21 protein-coding genes are annotated in these 18,858 nt (G+C 40.9%); 14 read left to right on the forward strand and 7 right to left on the reverse strand.

Annotated elements, in window-relative coordinates; all coding sequences use genetic code 11:
* A partial coding sequence (locus tag ICL16_RS33995; RefSeq protein WP_202895855.1) for a hypothetical protein occupies nt 1–449 on the reverse strand: 449 nt, incomplete at its 3' end.
* A 9-nt stretch (nt 450–458) separates the two neighbouring features.
* Nucleotides 459–854 carry a hypothetical protein gene (locus tag ICL16_RS34000; protein ID WP_190836005.1) on the reverse strand — a complete coding sequence of 132 codons (396 nt, stop codon included), beginning with the start codon at nt 852–854 and terminating at the stop codon, nt 459–461.
* A 422-nt stretch (nt 855–1,276) separates the two neighbouring features.
* Between ICL16_RS34000 and ICL16_RS34005 the strand changes: the two genes are divergently transcribed.
* From ICL16_RS34005 to ICL16_RS34020, 4 genes are all read left to right on the forward strand, one after another.
* Nucleotides 1,277–1,423: a hypothetical protein gene (locus ICL16_RS34005; protein ID WP_190836006.1), complete on the forward strand. Its 147-nt coding sequence runs from the start codon at nt 1,277–1,279 to the stop codon at nt 1,421–1,423.
* Nucleotides 1,413–1,742: an ATP-binding protein gene (locus ICL16_RS34010; protein WP_190836007.1), complete on the forward strand. Its 330-nt coding sequence runs from the start codon at nt 1,413–1,415 to the stop codon at nt 1,740–1,742. The genes ICL16_RS34005 and ICL16_RS34010 overlap by 11 nt, the downstream gene beginning before the upstream one ends.
* Before the next feature lie 80 nt (nt 1,743–1,822).
* Nucleotides 1,823–2,425 carry a CBS domain-containing protein gene (locus ICL16_RS34015; RefSeq protein WP_190836008.1) on the forward strand — a complete coding sequence of 201 codons (603 nt, stop codon included), beginning with the start codon at nt 1,823–1,825 and terminating at the stop codon, nt 2,423–2,425.
* Between the two features lie 152 nt (nt 2,426–2,577).
* Nucleotides 2,578–3,210: a Uma2 family endonuclease gene (locus ICL16_RS34020; protein WP_190836009.1), complete on the forward strand. Its 633-nt coding sequence runs from the start codon at nt 2,578–2,580 to the stop codon at nt 3,208–3,210.
* Between the two features lie 62 nt (nt 3,211–3,272).
* Here ICL16_RS34020 and ICL16_RS34025 read toward each other — a convergent pair whose 3' ends face one another.
* Together ICL16_RS34025 and ICL16_RS34030 are read right to left on the reverse strand one after the other, a co-directional pair.
* Nucleotides 3,273–5,066, reverse strand: a complete 1,794-nt coding sequence (locus ICL16_RS34025) for an ABC transporter ATP-binding protein (protein WP_190836010.1) — start codon at nt 5,064–5,066, stop codon at nt 3,273–3,275.
* 180 nt (nt 5,067–5,246) lie between these two features.
* A complete protein-coding gene (locus ICL16_RS34030; protein WP_190836011.1) occupies nt 5,247–5,909 on the reverse strand; it encodes a TetR family transcriptional regulator in 663 nt (220 codons plus the stop codon).
* Nucleotides 5,910–6,036: 127 nt separating this feature from the next.
* Between ICL16_RS34030 and ICL16_RS34035 the strand changes: the two genes are divergently transcribed.
* The 5 genes from ICL16_RS34035 (at nt 6,037) to ICL16_RS34055 (ending at nt 9,981) form a co-directional block, all read left to right on the forward strand.
* A complete protein-coding gene (locus ICL16_RS34035; protein ID WP_420485319.1) occupies nt 6,037–7,077 on the forward strand; it encodes a Rieske 2Fe-2S domain-containing protein in 1,041 nt (346 codons plus the stop codon).
* 31 nt (nt 7,078–7,108) lie between these two features.
* The gene (locus ICL16_RS34040) at nt 7,109–8,302 is read left to right on the forward strand and encodes an AbrB family transcriptional regulator (RefSeq protein WP_420485320.1); all 1,194 of its coding nucleotides are present in this window, start codon (nt 7,109–7,111) and stop codon (nt 8,300–8,302) included.
* Between the two features lie 61 nt (nt 8,303–8,363).
* Nucleotides 8,364–8,726, forward strand: coding sequence for a papain fold toxin domain-containing protein (locus tag ICL16_RS34045; protein WP_190836012.1), 363 nt, complete (start codon nt 8,364–8,366; stop codon nt 8,724–8,726).
* A 33-nt stretch (nt 8,727–8,759) separates the two neighbouring features.
* Nucleotides 8,760–9,146: a hypothetical protein gene (locus tag ICL16_RS34050; RefSeq protein WP_238361079.1), complete on the forward strand. Its 387-nt coding sequence runs from the start codon at nt 8,760–8,762 to the stop codon at nt 9,144–9,146.
* 22 nt (nt 9,147–9,168) lie between these two features.
* Nucleotides 9,169–9,981: a DUF1838 domain-containing protein gene (locus ICL16_RS34055; RefSeq protein ID WP_190836013.1), complete on the forward strand. Its 813-nt coding sequence runs from the start codon at nt 9,169–9,171 to the stop codon at nt 9,979–9,981.
* Between the two features lie 55 nt (nt 9,982–10,036).
* Here ICL16_RS34055 and ICL16_RS34060 read toward each other — a convergent pair whose 3' ends face one another.
* Nucleotides 10,037–11,068, reverse strand: coding sequence for a VOC family protein (locus ICL16_RS34060; protein ID WP_190836014.1), 1,032 nt, complete (start codon nt 11,066–11,068; stop codon nt 10,037–10,039).
* Nucleotides 11,069–11,254: 186 nt separating this feature from the next.
* On the opposite strand from ICL16_RS34060, the gene ICL16_RS34065 reads away from it, so the two are divergent.
* Genes ICL16_RS34065 through ICL16_RS34075 form a run of 3 tightly spaced genes read left to right on the forward strand, consistent with a single transcriptional unit; the run spans nt 11,255 to nt 14,984 of the window.
* Nucleotides 11,255–11,878 carry a DUF3859 domain-containing protein gene (locus tag ICL16_RS34065; RefSeq protein WP_190836015.1) on the forward strand — a complete coding sequence of 208 codons (624 nt, stop codon included), beginning with the start codon at nt 11,255–11,257 and terminating at the stop codon, nt 11,876–11,878.
* A gap of 5 nt (nt 11,879–11,883) precedes the next feature.
* Nucleotides 11,884–13,614, forward strand: a complete 1,731-nt coding sequence (locus tag ICL16_RS34070; protein ID WP_190836016.1) for an asparagine synthetase B family protein — start codon at nt 11,884–11,886, stop codon at nt 13,612–13,614.
* Complete coding sequence (locus ICL16_RS34075; protein ID WP_337907182.1) at nt 13,584–14,984, forward strand: toprim domain-containing protein; 1,401 nt, start codon at nt 13,584–13,586, stop codon at nt 14,982–14,984. Before ICL16_RS34070 ends, ICL16_RS34075 begins: the two co-directional genes overlap by 31 nt.
* Before the next feature lie 168 nt (nt 14,985–15,152).
* On the opposite strand, the gene ICL16_RS34080 is transcribed toward ICL16_RS34075, so the two are convergent.
* Nucleotides 15,153–15,515, reverse strand: a complete 363-nt coding sequence (locus ICL16_RS34080; protein WP_190836017.1) for a pentapeptide repeat-containing protein — start codon at nt 15,513–15,515, stop codon at nt 15,153–15,155.
* 238 nt (nt 15,516–15,753) lie between these two features.
* Complete coding sequence (locus ICL16_RS34085; RefSeq protein WP_190836018.1) at nt 15,754–16,056, reverse strand: RNA recognition motif domain-containing protein; 303 nt, start codon at nt 16,054–16,056, stop codon at nt 15,754–15,756.
* Nucleotides 16,057–16,405: 349 nt separating this feature from the next.
* On the opposite strand from ICL16_RS34085, the gene ICL16_RS34090 reads away from it, so the two are divergent.
* Both ICL16_RS34090 and ICL16_RS34095 read left to right on the forward strand, forming a co-directional pair.
* A complete protein-coding gene (locus tag ICL16_RS34090) occupies nt 16,406–16,984 on the forward strand; it encodes a pentapeptide repeat-containing protein (RefSeq protein WP_190836019.1) in 579 nt (192 codons plus the stop codon).
* A 231-nt stretch (nt 16,985–17,215) separates the two neighbouring features.
* Nucleotides 17,216–18,802, forward strand: coding sequence for an FAD-dependent oxidoreductase (locus tag ICL16_RS34095; RefSeq protein ID WP_190836020.1), 1,587 nt, complete (start codon nt 17,216–17,218; stop codon nt 18,800–18,802).
* The last annotated feature ends 56 nt before the right edge of the window (nt 18,803–18,858 follow it).

The raw sequence follows: 18,858 nt of genomic DNA on the forward strand, positions 1-18,858 counted from the left end.
CGTCGTAAGGGCTTTTCTCCACCTTCTATTCCTGCTGTTTCTTGACTCTTGTTTTTAGGGGGAAGTGAAAAGTTACCACTGAAGCCGTTACCTAATTTTGAGATAATTGTAGGGGAGATAACAACTTTTTCCAAACCCAACGCAAGGATGGCAAGATCAATGTAACGACAGGCATCTGAACCCATAGCTCTGATGATAGCTTCTAGACTGTTCCACTGCGCTCCAGGTAATCGAGATTGTGTTGGTAGATGGTGATGCCATCCTAACATGGGGATAAACCGAACTAAATCGTATGCGGTTACAAGATTGTCACCTCTAGTAGTTTCTGGAGCAGCAAGGAGCAGGACATTTTTTGTTTTTAAATCATACAATATTGGCTGATTAATATAGGGTAATTCACCGTAACGTCCACGGAAAACTAAGTCCTGATTTCCGGTGATTTTTTTCACCCATAATTCTCAGCCCTCCCAAGTTTCAAATCGTTTACACATAGCAGCTAAGGCATTGGAACTAGCTATTTTGTTTTGGTAACTAACTATGTCATGAGCAACGTTAAAAAAAGGTACAGATTTTTTGGTATTTTCTGGATCTACAATTGCGCAATTATCAATATCTACATTAGGAAATTTTGTATTTAATTGCGAAATAATATTCAGTAAAGGTATGATTTTTGTTGCACTCCAAAATTGATTTTTATTCAGAGCATTTCTTCCCATCCAATGTGCCTTTATCTTACCATCAGATAAACGACCAACACAAATACAAGCCTCTTTAATATCTGGATGTATAAATTCTAAAGCCTGGGAATAAATTTGAGGTAATTCTCCAAGTTTGGGATAAGGTTGAAAGAGCAATTATACAAGATTTTCTTGATTTTTTAGGCGCTCTGGGTAATTATTAATATCTTGTTGATAGGGCGAATTTTGCACACCTTTATACAATAATGCTGGGTTGTCAACAGTCGCATTAACTGCCGCAAGTACGAGAAATTATTGGAAAATTCGCTCTCTATTCTTACCTGACTCTAGTTTGTGAGGAATAGGGGTACTGTTCAGATTCGATGGATTCGACATAAGAGGACAATTGTAGCTTTCTAGACCATTAAAACTTTAACGACATTAAGTTGCTTTGGCTACGGTGACTAGTTGTTCTATAATAGTAAGTTGGAACTTTAAGTATATTGTACATTTTCAGAAGATACAATTATATCGCGCCGTCAACATAGTCAAAGGCTATGCTGAAATTAACATCTATTCTGCTGTTGAAGTAATTTCTTATGAAGAAGAGTAAAAAGTTTGATTGCGTTGAAATGAAGCGTCACGGTGTCCAAAGAATCTCTGAGCAAACCAAAGATATGACATTGACAGAAATCTGGTCGCATCAGCATCACTCGTTTGAGCGAAGGGGTGGACATGGGCAGTGAACTTAATCAGGTTTGGACGAATTTGATTGACAACGCTATTGATGCCATTGGCGGAGCAGGTATGATTGAAATCGCTACGGCTTGTAATCAAGACTACATCCAAGTTCAAATCACTGACTCTGGGGCGGGTATTGCCCCGGAAATTCAATCTCGCGTCTTCGAGCCGTTCTTCACCACTAAGTCCGTTGGCAAAGGATCCGGGTTAGGCTTGGATATGGTGCGACGGATTGTTGAAAACGGTCATCACGGTGCGATCGCCTTTGAATCAACTCCCAGCAAGACTCAGTTTACCGTTTGCTTGCCCGTATCTTCCAACTAAGAAGATACCTTAACAGAGTACATACTATGAAGCAGTTGTCAATAAATATATCTCAATACTTTATTAAGAATGATTAACCTATGCCTTACAGTAAATTCACTCTAAGCAAAGCTGTAGAGGATTTTCAACTCACAATCGTTGAAGGGGATCGCTTTCTGCCAGAAATTCCCCCAGTCACTCCTACGCCTTTACTTCAAGATATTCTTAAAGAAACACTCCCTTGGGCGATCGCAGTCAGTAGTGAGAAAGCTCGTTCTGAAGGCATTATCAATCCCGTATTGCTGGAAGTAAAACGCCAACTTCAAGGACAGATTAGCGTTTTCTCAGGCGAAGAATTCAATGTAGAACCAGAAGCTGAACTTACGGGCTATGTTGATTTTCTCATTAGTCGTTCCTCAGAACAGCTATATATTAAAGCCCCTGCAGTTGTGCTTGTAGAAGCCAAGAAGGAAGACTTAAAACCAGCCTTAGGGCAATGCCTTGCAGAAATGGTTGCAGCTCAACGCTTTAACCAAAAAAAGCAACAACCTATTTTAACGATTTACGGAACCGTAAGTAGTGGTACAGTTTGGCGGTTTCTGAAGTTAGAAGGGCAATGCGTATCTATTGACTTGACTGATTACCCCCTCCCGCCAGTTGAGCAAATCTTAGGCTTTCTCGTTTGGATGGTAAAGGCTGGATAATCTAGTATAGCTGATGATGTCTAAAAATCATCATGAAATCATTAATGTTACACAAACGGCAATATGGAATGGGCATGGTTGTTGAACCAACCTTTTACAATAAAGCTATAGAAATCAAACCAGATCACCACCAATTCTTTAGGAAATACTAAATGTCTCTAACCATTCCTCAAGAAGGAAAGATCCTACTTAAAAACGTCAGTTGGCAGGAGTTTGAAGATATTCTGGTTGAAATGGGTAATAATCGCCCAACTAGAATAGCATACGACCGAGGAAATTTAGAAATAGTTATGCCACTGCCAGAACATGAATACTTTAAAGATATTATCAGCGACTTAATTAAAGACCTGGCAGAGGAACTGGATCTCGATTATGAATGTCTAGGTTCAACTACATGGAAACGATTTGATCAGCTTGCAGGTGTAGAACCAGATAACTGCTTCTACATCCAAAGTGAAAGTTTGATTCGGAGTAAGTTGCCAAATATCGATTTAGATTGCGCTCCACCACCAGACTTAGCACTAGAAATTGATATCACTAGCAAATCAATAGATAGACAACCAATTTATGCGCGTCTGCGTGTGCCAGAAATTTGGCGTTACGATCAAGGCATAATACAAATCTATCATCTGCAAGCAGGAGAATATAAAGTTGCCTCTAGCAGTTTGGCATTCCCTAAATTTCCGGTTGAGGAAATCCCTGATTTTATCCAGCAAAACATGAATCTTGGTAGAAGGGCTTTGCGTAAAGCCTTCCGCGCTTGGGTGAAAAACCTATTTGCATAAAAAGGGAAAACATGCATTAATACCAGATGCTTCCCCTTAGTAATCAGTTATTTAGTTAAAAACTATATTTGTAACGCAATTAGACGTGTATATAAGCCATTATACTGTTGCAATAACTGATGGTGATTGCCAATTTCAACAATCCGCCCTTTATCTAAGACAACAATTCGGTCAGCGTTACGGATTGTGGAAAGTCGATGGGCGACTACAAAAGTTGTACGGTTCTTCATCAAGCGTTCAAGTGCCTCTTGAATCATAGCTTCTGATGCGGTATCTACCGAAGCTGTTGCTTCATCCAAAATCAACACTTTAGGATTGCGAACCAATGCACGAGCAATGGCGAGGCGCTGGCGTTGCCCACCTGAGAGTTTTGCACCGTTTTCACCAATGAGGGTGTCAAGTCCTTGAGGTAAATTGAAGATAAATTCATGAGCATTAGCATCGAGTATGGCTTGTTGTAATTGCTGTTCGCTCACCCCAACTGAACCATAAAGAATATTGTCTTTTATACTACCTTCAAATAGAATTGTTTCCTGGGGAACTACCGATACAAACTGCCGATAAGTTCTCAAATCCAAAGTGTTCATATCTTGACCATCTAGCTCAATCTGTCCTTTTGTTGGTCGAAGAAAACCAATGATAAGATTAAGCAGGGTGGACTTTCCGCCTCCTGAAGGTCCAACAAAGGCAATGGTTTCGCCAGCATTAACCCTCAAGCAAATATTATCAATTGCCGGACGCTCGTGATTAGGATAAATAAAACTGACACCATCAAAGAAAAACTCTCCCTCAACAGAACTGACTTGGTGCTTACCGTGATTTAATTCTAGGTCAGGACACTCGATAATTTCACCAACTGATCGCAACGACTCAAAACCCGTACCAATTTGCGGCAATACTGCTAGTATCTGGAGAACGGAGTTAGCTAATGTATCAAAATAACCTGTGAGCAGCACTACATCACCTGCGCTCAGACCCATTTTACCACTATAAGCCAAATAAGCAGAACTCACCAGACAGATTGTATTGAAAAGACGCATAGTAACCCAACTACACGCACCAGTAAAAGCGTTAATGCCATCTAGCCGCATTGCCGCTTCTTTGACAGAGTAAAGCCGCTGCTGTGTTCGTTGAATTTCTGTTTCTTCAACCCCATGCGCCCGTGTCACCGGCACTAGCTTAATCATCTCAATTAAGTGAGCCGACATCACCTCTTTTTGTTGGCGCAAAGCGTGATTGGAGTCTTGAATTGGTGCTTTTAGTACCTGCGCTAAAAGCACTGCCATCGGAACTGTGGCAACGAAGAATAGCAAGAACCAAGGGGCGCGTGTGGCAGTGACTGTAACAGCAACTACAATTGTCAATAAAGCTGAAGGCACAAATTGAAAGATGTGACTAGCGAGTATCTGAATTTCTTCCACATCTTTTAAAAGCTTGGCTTGCAGCACTCCTGTACTGCGTTGCTGGTAAAATCCAATAGAAAGCTGCTGCAACTGACGTGTTAAAGCGTCGCGTAACCTCGTTTCCATTTGGCGGGTGACTGCACTCAAGGTCATTATGTACAGATACTGCATGGGAATATTCTGTACAAGAGATAATGCTAAAATAGCCCCGTTTAGCCACAGTTGTCCTAGTGTATGCTGTTGAGGGCGAGAAATAATATCAATAATATTAGCAACAACAACCGGACGAATCCACTCCGGACTATATTTGATCACATAGTACACCATCGCCAATACCAGCTTATGCCAGTCATAGCGATAGAGCAGAAGTAGCGTTTTAAAAGGAGCATCACTGCGATAGGATGATAATAGCAGTGTTTCGTCAGATTGTTGAGCGCTTTTTAGTCCGTTCATTAGGGTATGATTTAATCTATCTACTCATAGCAAATTTGATACCACTTTAGCTACCTCTTTTTCGGACTGAAGAATCGGCGCTAGTTCGTAGTCGGGGCTTTAGCGCTGTAGACGCGGAGCGGCTTCTCGGAGAGTAGCGCTTACTACAAACTCATTTTACCCCTCAATTTTTGGTTGACACTAAATAGCGTCATGTTCGGTTTTCTTTATCGCTGCCAACACAAATTGAATTGCTGCTTCTTTGTGCTTTTCTACCATTTCTGGGCTAAGACGATCTATTTCAGGGGTCAAGTGTTTCCAATTTTCGTGTACTGTGAAGTAGAAAATGGAAACGCCAAGGATATGATTTAAAGTTAAGAGTGGATCGAGAGGACGAAAACATCCTGTTGCCATCCCACGTTCTAAAATTTTGAACATGTGTTCATATAAACTCCACCAGTTACCTTGCTTGAAATACAAACCTTGATTTTGACTGGCTTCTTGAAACCAGAGCATCTGGCGATGGGGATTGGTGGCTTCGTAAGCGATCGCTGTCTGAATCACATGGGCGATTGCGTCTTCCGGCGATAAATGATCGAGGTTCAGTTGACTAACCATTGCTTGAACTTCATCAATCGGACGCTGCAATACCGCTTTGTACAAGTTCTCTTTGTTCTCGAAATAGTAATGAATTGTGGCATTTGTAATGTTGGCGGCATCGGCGATCGCACTTAGCCTAGCACCTTTAAGTCCGTGCCGAGCAAACTCCAACTCTGCGGCATCCAGAATCTGCTGCTGCGTTACATCCGCATCCCGAACCTGCCGTACCGATTTTAACTTCCGCGAATTTCCCGATTTCACCACAGCATCACAATCATACCATTTGCCTTTTCAATACTACCAACAGATGCTTGAGTATGACGCCAGTTGACTACGTACTAACCTAACGCTAAACTTACTAATTAATTAGTAAGTTAAATCTGAGGTATTTATGACTATGCTTCCTGGCGTACCGTGGCTGTTAGCACATCGCTCCATGCTCAAACCCAATCAGCCCATGAAAGTTTCGCTCTACGCTAATGACTACGTTCTCTGGCAAGACAGCCTCGGTAAAATCAGTTGCCTGCCCAACGCCTGTCCCCACATGGGTGCAATGCTTTCGGAAGGATGGTGTGTAACCAAACCAGATGGAAGTAGTGTAGTGGCTTGTCCCTTTCATGCGTTGGAGTTTGATAGCGCTGGTTGCACTGTTTTACCGGGTTCCAACAAACCAACTAAATCCTTAATCGAACCATTAGAGTTAATCATTCAAGGAGACTTTATTTGGTCCTACGGAGGAGAGGAGCCGAAAGCCCCCATCCCAACAACTCTAAATGAGATTGCATCTGAATACGAATTTGTTGGTTATGTAGCAGATATCAGCGTCAAAACCGATCTCCTCACCATGCTGCTGAACATGCACGACTACAACCACCAAAATGGCACTCATCGCCCCTTATTCGAGATTGAAGAAGTGCAATTTAACCAGTTTATTGACGATGGACATCATTCACATGCCTACTTTGATCTGCCAAGAACTAAACCTACACTGAGCGACATCCTTAAAAACCCAGGACTTCTTGTACTGCCCAAAGTGATTCAGGTACATTTAGAAAACTGTTTCCCGTCAATGGTAATTGTACATGCACACAGTCCAATGGCAACCGTTAGAGAATGTCATTTATTTGTCCCAGAATCACCAAATCACACGCGCACCTACGTTCTTGTGTTTATGAAGGTACACAATCCCATCTTTCATCTATTCAAAAGAAATCTTCTACATCTTGCCTCTGTAATTGTTAAGCAGGATGCTGAAATTTTAGAGAAACTTTATAGTAACACACCTCAACACATTAAGCTCAATAACGAAGTGGGGATGGAATGGGTACGGCGAAATTTTGAAAGTTTCCCGACGGTGGTGCAACCAAATCTTTCTCGAGCAGAAGTTAACTATAACTTTGAGCAGCTGCATGTAGGAACGAGATCGCGCTAATTTGGATGATAAGTTAATTTTCGTAAAGCCCGTGTTGTTCAATCAAAACTTAAGCGCCACAACTCCAAAAGATGATATTTTACATGATAAACCTATATTAGTCAAGCAATTAATTGTCCTGAGCTTAGAGATGCTTTTGGCATTTCCTCTGGGTTTAGCCTTGACACGATTCAACAGTGGCGGTATTGCCTGGTTATTTGGCGGGATTGCTGCTGGTGCAATGGTGTTTCAGGGGTGTCGATTCTATGACTATTCACCCAAACAGAACCGAACCGCTAGAAAAGTGGGAATGGCACTAGTAGGGTTGAATGTAGGCTTTGCGATCGCTCATGGTAATTTTGCCAGTGTTGTTTCTGCCATTCCTATTTTTGCCGTTCTCACCTTTTTCCTACTGCTGTGTGGTAGCTTAATTGGATATTTTTACTCCCGCCTCAGCCAAACCAACATATTAACAGCAATGTTGGCTACAGTACCTGGTGGCGTAGGACCGATGTCATCGATCGCCGCCGATTATAACAAAAACGTCACCCTAGTAGCTCTAGTTCAGTCACTGCGCGTTACTACAGTAGTTCTTCTCATTCCATTACTTGCCAGAACAATTTCAGGCACACAGATTATACCACAAACATTCAACCTGAGCAACGCTTTACTCAATCTTGACCTTTCTCATCTGGGCTTACTCTTTTTCGCACTGCTAATAGGTGGATTAGGAATTTATCTTGCCACATCATTAAAAATTCCGGCCAGCGATTTTTTTGGTGCATTAGTAATTGGTATAGCGTTTAATCCTTTAGTTAGTAGCTTGCCGTTTGTAGACGCTATCAACTTTAGTCCCCCACCATTGGTCAACTTAATTGGACAAATGCTGCTAGGAATTACAATTGGTGAGTATTGGGGTAAAAAACCCACTTTAGATAAGAAGATCATAGGCTATACATTCTTATCTGTAGCAATGACGCTCGTCGCTGGGTTAATTGCTGCTACGCTTGCCTGGGAATTAACATCTTGGGACTGGTTAACCTGCTTATTAGTAACAGCACCAGGTGGTTCTGCGGAGATGATTTTAGTTGCCTTGGCATTGGATCATAATGTAGAAATAGTGACAGGTGGTCATTTAGTCCGACTCATCGCTATTAACGCCTCTCTGCCACTTTGGGTATTTTTATTTCGCCATCTTGATAACCAAGCTTCAGAACCAGCTGAGGTTTTTGAACAGAAATGTTGAGCGCAGTCCCTACCTATACTATTCTATTATTGATGTATTTATTTTATAACGAGATAGGTGAGTGACTCTGTTATCAGATGATAAGATTTATCAGAAAATCGGTAAAATAGTCGCACAGTTTGACCTGTATAAATGTGACGAATGTGCTATTGCTGTGATGCAGTGGTTACAAGAAAATGGTATTGAGGGGAAAGTTATTCTCATTAAAACGAAAAAGCGTAAGGAGTATTATATTCTGAGTACGCGCTTAGAACGACGCGGCATAAATCAGTCAATTACACTCAATGGTAAACATTACGGTGTAGAGGTTCGCGGTCAAGTATTTGATAATCTCTCAACGGATGGATTAACAAGAGAAGATTGGATTAATGATTTTCACTGTCCAAGTGAACAATTTATCATTGAGGAATTGCCGGAGTTATAAAATAGTTCCATCAATCATAATGGGAGGTTTGATATGGGCGGACTGTGTGAAGTTTTGCAAAAAATTAAGACAAAGCCAGGGATGTATATTGGTAGGGCTTCTGTGAGTGATTTATTTCATTTTCTAGTTGGATATGAATTTGCTAGGGGAGAGTTGGATATTGAACCCACAGTGTGGGAGGATGATTTCCATGAGAATTTTCAGCCTTGGGTGCAGAAAAAATATCATGTGTCAACTTCTAACTCTTGGGCAAAGATAATTATGCTTCATTGTGGCAATGAGCAAGAGGGTTTTAATGCTTTCTATCGGTTGTTAGAAGAGTTTCAACACCGGGATAAAAGTTTAGACGGCGATTGGTTTGAGCAAATGAAAAGAAAACAGGATGAAAAAAAGAATGTTGAGATAATTACAGGTAGTTAGCATACATAAAAGGATACTGTAGATGGTTGCCCAAATCCAAGAATTTGATGCCCAGCACTGGGTAAAAACCCGTTCCTCCCTTGATCCTAGCCAATCCTCGTTTCTCACTTGGACGGGTAACATTTACGCTTTTATCCCTGGTGAGAAGAAAAAACTTCTGTTTAAAATAGTGGGTATGAGCGTTAGCAGGTGTATTCCTACAGAAGAAGGTAGCTGGGATTTTACCTCGCGAGAACTGACTTACTACCTTAACCCACAAACAGGCGATACTTTGCATAAGTGGGATAATCCTTGGACGGGACAAACAGTTCCGGTGATGCATGTAGCAAATAGTCCCGTGCAAGGACACTTTAAGGGTAAGTTTCCCGCGCCAGTAGAAGGAGATAGTACAACTTTCGTGTTTGATATATTTCCTACTTACCCTAATCCTTTAGCAGAAGAACCCAAGTTTGCTGAATACTGCCCCCATCCTACTTACCAAGCGGCGGAGTTATTTAAAATTACTGTCCCAACAGCAGATTTACTGAATGCTGACTTACCTTCGGTTTCTCAACTTAGGCTAAGCTGGGATAGGATTGGTCAATGGCTTCCCTGGATGAAGATGGGTGCTACTCCCGGTCATCTTATTTACAGTGCTTATGGTAGTAAAGTGGATGGTTTGTCTGGGTTACCACAACTGCTTCAGGATGAAATTAATACTCGTGTTCCTTTGTATAAGGATGCCCCAAAATCCTTTTTGGATGGGGAGGATATGACTTCTTGGCTTTATTTTCAGCAGCACTTTCAAGAGTATTTGGCTGGGGAGGTTTTTCCGCTGGTGGCAAGGGAAGATTAGAAGAAAGGAACCGAGTCAAGGCGCAGAGGGCGCAGAGAGAAGAGGTGTTCAAATCCTACGTTCCTTCAACTAATGTCCAGAAGTAGCCGTCTGGTGCAACAAAAGAGAAACTTTGTTCGCCAAACTCGTTGGTAACGATGGTTGTGAATTTTTGCACGGGACTCATTTTGATGCGATCGCAATACCAATCCAATTGTCTTACCCGGTAGGTATACAAGCACATTCCCAAGCTGCCGGGTTGGGCTACTTCAAACCGCGAATCTAATTTTATCGCACTAGGAAACCGAAGAATATAAAGTCTACCAGAACGAGCAGCACTCAGGTCAGTCACAGATGAACGTGGATCGTCAAAAGCGGTGACAATAAACTTTTCTCCTGGCTGCAAATCAAAAATTTCTCTCCCGGCAAGGGAAGATTCATAGCTAGTCTCTACATGATCGCGCACACGTAATAAACCCAAAACTTCGTCATAAAATTTAAGAGTTTCCTTGCTATCATCTTGAATTACCATTCCCATATGGGTAAACTGGCTAGTCTTGAGTAGAGAACCTTCGTGAATATTTCCATAATGTGGTAAAGTATAACCAAATCTCTGAAATAAAACCTGTCTGGTAAAAGGTTGTAGTAAGAGCATTTCTCTTACACCAATTACTGAATCTAAGAAAGGACGGCTTTTTCTCTCTTTGTTGTAGATAACTTCCCAATAAGGGATTGTGTGTCTAATTACCCAACCTGCTGCTTTTGCCTCTTCCACATGATTTAATATATTCAATACATCAGTCGTTAAAGTTGTTGCCCAGCGATTTCCCTTCGCTTTCATCGATCCCAACCTTAACCCATCATTGACGGGGTTTTGCCAAATCATTAACCGAATCAAACCATGATCGGCATTTTGGTGGTAAAGACGAATTGAGCGTAAAGAGGAATTTACGCCATATAATTGATTGGCTGCTGTTGCAGGTAATTCACCTACCTGAGCAATGCGGTAACCAAATTGTTCCCAGTATTGAATTGCAGAAATTGGTTCTGGGACGCCAATACATACTTCATAGATACCTTCGATTGCCGTTTGTTGTCCCTGCACCATAATTATTCCATACAAGTTGGGCGATCGGGAGATTGAATTTCTGGAAATTTACTGTTTGCTATTGTGGTTAAAATTAAACAGGATACTCCCAATTATTGGCAGCAAAGATTATACCATTTATTTTAATTTTGGCAACAGTTAAATTTCTGAACTTAACAACAGAATCTCCCCTATCCAAAATCTAATATGGTGCAGCGACTAAATCAAGAGCAATTAGGGCAAATTGTGGCTGAAGTAGAACGACTTCAGCAGCGACAAGAAGCGGAACTCGATCTTGAGCAGGTAAAACAAATTTTACAAGAATTGAACTTATCACCAGAGTTACTTGATGAAGCTTTAATTCAGTTGCATCGTCGTCAAGTCTTGGAGGTGCAGCAACGACGAAATCGCAAGATAGCTTTGGGTGCGATTGCTGCACTAGTTGTAGCAACAGCAGGTACAGTGTTTTTTATTCAACAGCATAATTCTACAATTGGTCGTGTTTTTGCCATACAAGACCGCATTACTCTGAGTCAAGATGATGGTGGTAATCTTAATAGTGTCGATCGCCAATCCAATCCAGAAATATTCTACCGCGTCACGTTAAAAGATGCTCCTGTGGGCAAAAAGCTGGATCTATCTTGCAATTGGCTAGCTCCTAACGGTCAAATTGTCAAGCAAAACCGTTATCAAACTAACGAGATTAATACGTCTGTGTGGAATACTCATTGCCGCAATACGATTGGCTCTGGTGCGCCGACAGGAAATTGGCAGGTACGCATGTTTAATGGCGATCGCCAGCTCAGTGATGCTGAGTTTCAAGTAAAGTAGATAACATGGGTATTTACCAATTTTTAGGATATTGGGGTTACGCCTCAGAAAGAGAAGAGGCGCTGTTAACCAATTTAGAGACGTTACATGTAACGTCTCTACAAAAGAACACCACCTGGAATATTGCGTACATCGGACATGATTCTGTGTTGCCAATACAACCGAATGGCTCAAAACAGATAGCAGCGATTTCAGTATCGGGATTGTTGACACCAGATGCGTGGGTAAATGTAGAGACGCGAAATACGAAGTCTCTACTAATTTTAGGCAGAGAACCTTTCGGGCGAGTACCGTTATACTGGACTCAATTAGGACAGGTAATATGGTTTGCATCCCGACTGCAATTGCTTTTACCTATACTGGAAAAACCTGAAGTCAGCATTCCTGGCTTATACGGTTATAGCTGTTTTTCCTACGTACCCACTCCGCTCACGCCTGTGGACGGTATATATACTGTCCCAGCAGGAACAGAACTTACCTGGCACATAGATGATGGTAAACTCTCTACACCCCAATCCAGAAAATTATTTCAGTGGCGTGAAGCAACCGAACAGTTAAAAGACGAGACAACAGCAGTTGCTCAACTACAAAACTTGCTTAAAGATGCAATTGAAAGCCAAATTGCTGATTTAACTGAGCAACCTGTTGGGGTATTACTTTCCGGTGGGTTAGATTCTGCGGTTGTAGCAGCGTTGCTAGTAAAAGCAGGAGTGAAAGTGCGTGCCTACACTCTGGATTTTGACAGTGGAATTTCTGAATATCCGTATGCCGAACAAGTTGCATCTTTTCTCAAGATACCACTTGTGAAAGTAAAGGTAACTCCACGTCATATATATAAAGCTCTAATTCCTACCGTGCAAGCACTGGATATGCCCTTTGGTGATGGGGTTACAGTGCCGCTATTTCTACTTGCTCAAGCGGCAAGTCTTGAAACTCAGGTAATTTTTAATGGTGAAGGAGGGGATCAGTTATTTGCTGGTTGGACGAATAAACCTTTGATTGCGGCAGGTGTATATCAATGCGAACATCCAGGGCAAGAAAGTTTTATGCAACAGTACCTGCGCACTTTTCACCGTCTTTGGGGTTTAGAAGCTCAAGTATATCAACAAGAAGTATACGCACAGATACAGAATTTGCATCCCCAAGATTGGCTGCAAGAAGCACTAGATTATAGTAACACATCTATTCTTCATCGCCTCCGTCGTGCTTCCTTGATGCTCAAAGGGGCGCAAAATATTCATCCTCGCGCTACTTCTTTGGGATTTGCCCATAGATTGAGAGTGCGATCGCCTTTTTGCGATTTATCTATGACTGATTGGACTTTTCAGCTATCTGGAGAACTTTGCTTACAAGCAGCTTGTGAAAAATACATTCTGAAGAAAGCAGTGGAAAACTGGCTGCCTGAGGAAATTGTTTGGCGACAAAAACGGGGTATGGGGGTTCCCTTAACCTCTTGGTGTTTAAATGAATTTTGGCATCAGCTTGGTTTCTGGCTAAATCCAAGTATACTCCGCGCTGAAAACCGCTTTTCTCCTCACCTAGCAGCACAAATCGTTTCTGGTAAACTCGGAGGTACAATTTCTGGGCGTCGCATTGGCGAGATTCTTTGGTTACTAATTATGTGGCAACTTTGGCGAATACAAGTTTTAGGTGAAGAATTAGGTACACCATCTTGGAACTACCCGTTTTGTTTGCCAAATTGGTTATGGAAAAATTACCGACAATGGCAACCGTAGAGACGCTCCGGCGCGGCGTCTCTACAAATCAATTAATCTGTGAGGGAATGATTATGAAATGTATTAATTGTGGCACTGACAATAATTTAAAAGATCGAACCGCTAATCAAGGGCGGTGTACAAACTGTAATCATCGGTTTGTTTTTGAACCAACAACTATGGGTAATGTTAAGATTACCGATCCGATGTTTGCCAAGGCGATCGCTGACCTTTCTGCTCATCATAGTTTATTTTTCACACCCAAGCAACTTCTTTATTTTTTAGATCATCGTTTAAGAAGTAAGTCATTTTCATCAGTATGGGGTTGGTTACTTACTTATCTATTTTTTAATATCTGGGTAACGATTTTTTTTGGTGGTATTTTAGGATGGTTATTTGCCGCCATAAAAATTTCTGGAAATGTTGTGGTTAATTTAATATTTCAAATCTGTTATATCTATTATTTATATTCCAATACTAACTCTCATAAACTCAACAATAAAAGTCGTAAAGCAAGTGCTAGATCATTACAAATAATTGGCGTAATTATTTTAGTTGTGGGAATTTATGCTAGTGTAGCAGTCTACGAATCCTTCATTTTATTTGTCATTTATGTTATTTTAGGAATGTTGTCGATCTACTTGGGAACTAAACAGCTAAGACAAACAGGATTAACACAAGAATTTTTATTCACTCAAAACCAGTTTCAAGATTGGATGAATTCTTGGAGTAAAGTGAATGGTTCGGTTGTAAAAATGTTACCGTCTCTCCGTGAAGAACGTATACTACCTGCTGCTGTGAATCCTGATGTAACTGCTTACAGTTTTGATCGTTTAATTGTATGTGATAGTGCAGCGATCGCTCAACTTTTAATTGCTAACAACTTTCACTTTGAAAATAATTGTGCAATTCTCAGCATCACTGGCTATCCGCAAAGTATTTTTGCTACTACTATGCAAATGTTGCGTCGCAATCCAGATTTAAATGTATATGCTTTGCATGATTGTAGTCCTAGAGGTATTAGTTTAGTACATCAATTACGAACTAGTACTAATTGGTTTTACAATAGTAATGTTATGATTATCGATGTGGGAATACTACCACACCAAATTATCGCTGCTAAGCGAGGAATGTTCATTCAAACCTCTCAGGAGTTAGCCCAAGAAGCTAAGCAATTGCCGATAGAAGTTAGGCAAAGTTTATCTACTCAAGAATTAGAATGGTTGGAATCTGGAAATTTTGTTGAGTTAGAATCCTTCACACCCCAAACATTGATTCAAATTTTGCATCGAAGTATTGCTGGTAGTCGAGAGTTAGACAGTAATGATAGTAGTTTTATTTTAGTCGGCGATTCAGGTAGCGGTATATATGCCGTTGAGAATTTTGGCTAAGCAAACTTGAACAAATAAGCTCTTTTTTGGTTAGAAATATGGGAATATTTATCTTTATTTCTGATATTCAAATATTGGATAATGCTCTAAACAGAGCATTATCCAGCATTGATAACAATGCTTAGATTAATACCATACCCTATTGGTAGGGAATTGTATTAATTACTCTTAATTTAGAGATGATTTTATTTGATTAGATACAGAACTAGGACTTTTCTCATCAGTCATGATTGCCCCACGTATGTAAGCCTGACTGAGATTTACATCACTTAGGTCTACAGCACTCAAATTAGCATTTTGGAGGTTGGCTTGAGTCAAGTTGGTTTGAGTTAATTTTGCTCCTGTCAAAATGGCACCAGTCAGATTAGCCCGACTTAAATTTGCCTTCGTAAGGTTAGCACCACTGAGGTTAGCACCACTGAGGTTAGCACCACTGAGGTTAGCACTTTTGAGATTAAAAGCTACCAATTTCAGTTTACTAAAATCTCTTTGCCCAACTGCATATCGACTTAAAAGTTCATTGGCATCCATATCGGCTGCCTCGCAACGAGTAGCGTTATCGCTGTTTACTAATCCTAATTGTACTTCACAATTTTTAGCTTTTATAGTAGCAATACATGATCTTCATCTATTTCGTAAATAAGTAGTGCCGTTAGGCTTAAGTAGAAGATAAACACAGTGATGATCGGCGATCGCCAATAATAACCGCCCCTAAGAAAAAGCTCAAGCATTACTACTTGAGCCTTGACAAAAATAAAATTAATTTTACTTAGTAGCGGCTGCGTCCACTATTGTTTCCTCGGTTGCCACCACCAAATGAACCTCTGTCTTCCTTTGGTCTAGCCTTATTCACTTTAAGATCACGCCCCATCCATTCAGCACCATCAAGTGCTTCAATAGCTGCTGATTCTTCAGCTTCTGAATTCATTTCCACAAAAGCAAAGCCACGTAACTGACCTGTTTCACGATCCGTTGGTAACTTAACCTGCTTTACAGTACCATACTCTGCAAAAACAGTATTCAGATGGTCTTGTGTAACTTCGTAAGATAGATTACCTACATATAGCGACATGTATTGTCTCCAAAATCATTAAGTTGTGTAGAGATGTAGATTTCGGAGACAAGCCTGTCCATACCAAAAGGGGTAAAGCCTGTCAATAATAAAAACAAACACGGTCACCGAATTAACTCTCACCTCTTAATATAACATAGCGGAATACTATTGTGGGGAAAATTTATGAAAAAAAGTGTCGTCCATTTTTCCCCAACTGATAGAGCGCTCAGGATGCCCACATCATCCTTGATTGGCAGACTTTCCATCATCTGAACTTATCAATTTAAACAAAAATAATGTTTGATCTAAACAGTCAAATTATTTAAAGTACAAATTAAGCACTTGAACAACACATTACCGAAGTTCCATGCCTAAACTAATTGTCAAAAAAATCACTTCCTGGGTTCTCAGCGTAGCATTTTTAGTATTCGTAGCAGGATTCTCCTTGCTTAACCAGCCCAGCGCACTAGCTCAAACACAAACAACTTCCACACCTGCGCCCATAACAACAGAGTTAGCACCAAAAACAGAGTCAGTAACAGCAAACGTTAGACGTTTACTAGAAACTAATGAATGTATAAGATGTAACTTAGTAGGAGCAGACCTAGAAGCAGCAAACTTACAAGCAGCAAATTTGGAAGGTGCAAACCTAGAAAATGCTGATTTAGAGAAAGCAAACCTACAGGAAACAAATCTACAAGGTGCAAACCTACAGGGAGCAGATTTGGGCAAGGCAAATATAGCCAGAGCTAACCTACAGGGAGCAAATTTATTTGAGGCTGATTTAGAGAAGGCAAACTTACAAGCAACAAATCTACAAGCAGCAAATTTACAGAAAGCAGATTTGCAGAAAACCAATCTCACAGATGCGAACATAGAAGGAGCAAATGTGCTTGGGGCAGATTTTGAAGATGCAATTGTACCCCAAGGATTAACTGTTCGATAATTACACAGCTATTAGCAGTTCAATACACTACTGTAGGGGTGAACGGTGAGACAGCCCTGAAGGAGGGTTTCCCTCCGTAGGGGACTGCGAACCCGAAGGGTTGTTTACCCCTACTTTCATTCCGGTGGACAATTTATAAAGCGTCCATAAATTATGGTAAAATTTCAGTAATTACAACGTTGCGACTTGTTGGTTCTCTGTAAGATATGTGGAAATCACGGAGAAAATGCAATGAGATCAGTTTCATCTGCGCCCTTAGTTCAGTCTTATGACATTATTGCTTTTGGCGATGAAGTTCCCGGTATTCTCGCCTTAGTCTGTGCAGCAAGGGAATATTATCGCAGAAAAAACCAGCACCCACGGACTTTACTGATTTTAAAGGGTAATTCCCTGTTAGGGATCGGAGGTCATTTAGTGCGGGGCGGCTTATCATATCTTGATCGTTCCGCTGTGCCTCTGTCTATTCGTCAAACTCACAATCTAGATACTTTTGGTGATCCTGCAGCTATATATAAAGAGTTTCTTCGTCGGGCAGGTGTGCTGGCAATAGCCCTAGATCCACGTAAGGCTGATGCAGCACTACGTGAAATGTTAAGAGAAATTGGTGCTGAGATCGTCAGCAATATTGAAATTGAGTCGGCAAACAGGTGGGAGCAGAAAATTACTGGAATTAAGCTTGTTAATGGTGATACTTATTTCGGTAAATATTTTATAGATAGTACTGTAAATGCAGAACTAGCACAAGCTGCTGGAGTAAGAAAACTTAAAGGGTTTGAAACCTTTGGTTTACCAGATGCAGAACTTTCTGTCACTCTGGTGTTTGAAACTCAAGGATTAAGTATCGACAGACTGAGGAATGTTGAATATTTATATCTCAAACGCTTTACAAATACAGGAGATGCGATCGCACAAAGTTGGCTGAATGTCGCTGCCGGGAAAAATGCTGAGTTAGCAAATCAACTGCGTAAAGATTTAGTTGATAAAAACGGTAATCCGAAGAATATGTATGTAGGCAAAGACTACATTGACATCCGCAGCAAAGCTCTTTCCATCGCCTACCACTCTTTCCGAGGCACAACTTTATCTTTAGAAACTAGCGGTACTATACTTGACAATGGCAACGTGGCAATTCTGCCCGGAGGTCGGTTGTCTTGGAATGCATTATTATTTGATGTAAATGCCGATCAAGCAGAAGCATTAGCACTTGGTAAAGCTTTGCCAACACCAGAAATGCTGAAGGAATTTGCATATATTAGTAAGTGGTTTCAAAGTATTGGTGCAACTACCGTAAAAGGTGCTTCTGAATTATACATTCGTCACGCAGGTAATATTTTAGGTGCAGTTGATCCCCTCACTGGCTCTCGAATGCTAGCCGGAGGCGTACCTTCAAGTGAAGCTTTAGGAACTTTTGGATACCATTTTGATGTGCGTGGTGGTATATCAGGTTTGGGTACAAAAGCATCTACCAAAGGGTACAATGTTGATAATCTTCAGTTTCTTGTTCCTCCCTTGTTTAACATTGGGATCCAACACGCTTTAGTTCAAGATGTACCTAACTTGGCAGTGATTAGCCCAGGTTCTGGATTTAAAGGATATGCTTGTTCAGCAGGAAGAATAGTAGAATTTAATTGTGGAGTAGGTCAAGGTGTGGGAATTGCCGCTGCGATCGCACTCAATGAAAATCGCAACTTAGCTGATATTTCTAACAAAGAAGTACAAAATGTTTTGAAAACTACAGGGCAATTATCTAAAATTTACGGTAAGAACTATGAACTAGCAGCGGATTTAGATAAATTTGAGCGTGAAATGGCAGCATAAAAGAAGTAGAGACGCGACGCCAGTCGCCTACGGAGGGAAACCCTCCTGCAGCGCTG

This window comes from Iningainema tapete BLCC-T55, from assembly GCF_014698965.1.
GTDB classification, from domain to species: Bacteria; Cyanobacteriota; Cyanobacteriia; order Cyanobacteriales; family Nostocaceae; genus Iningainema; species Iningainema tapete.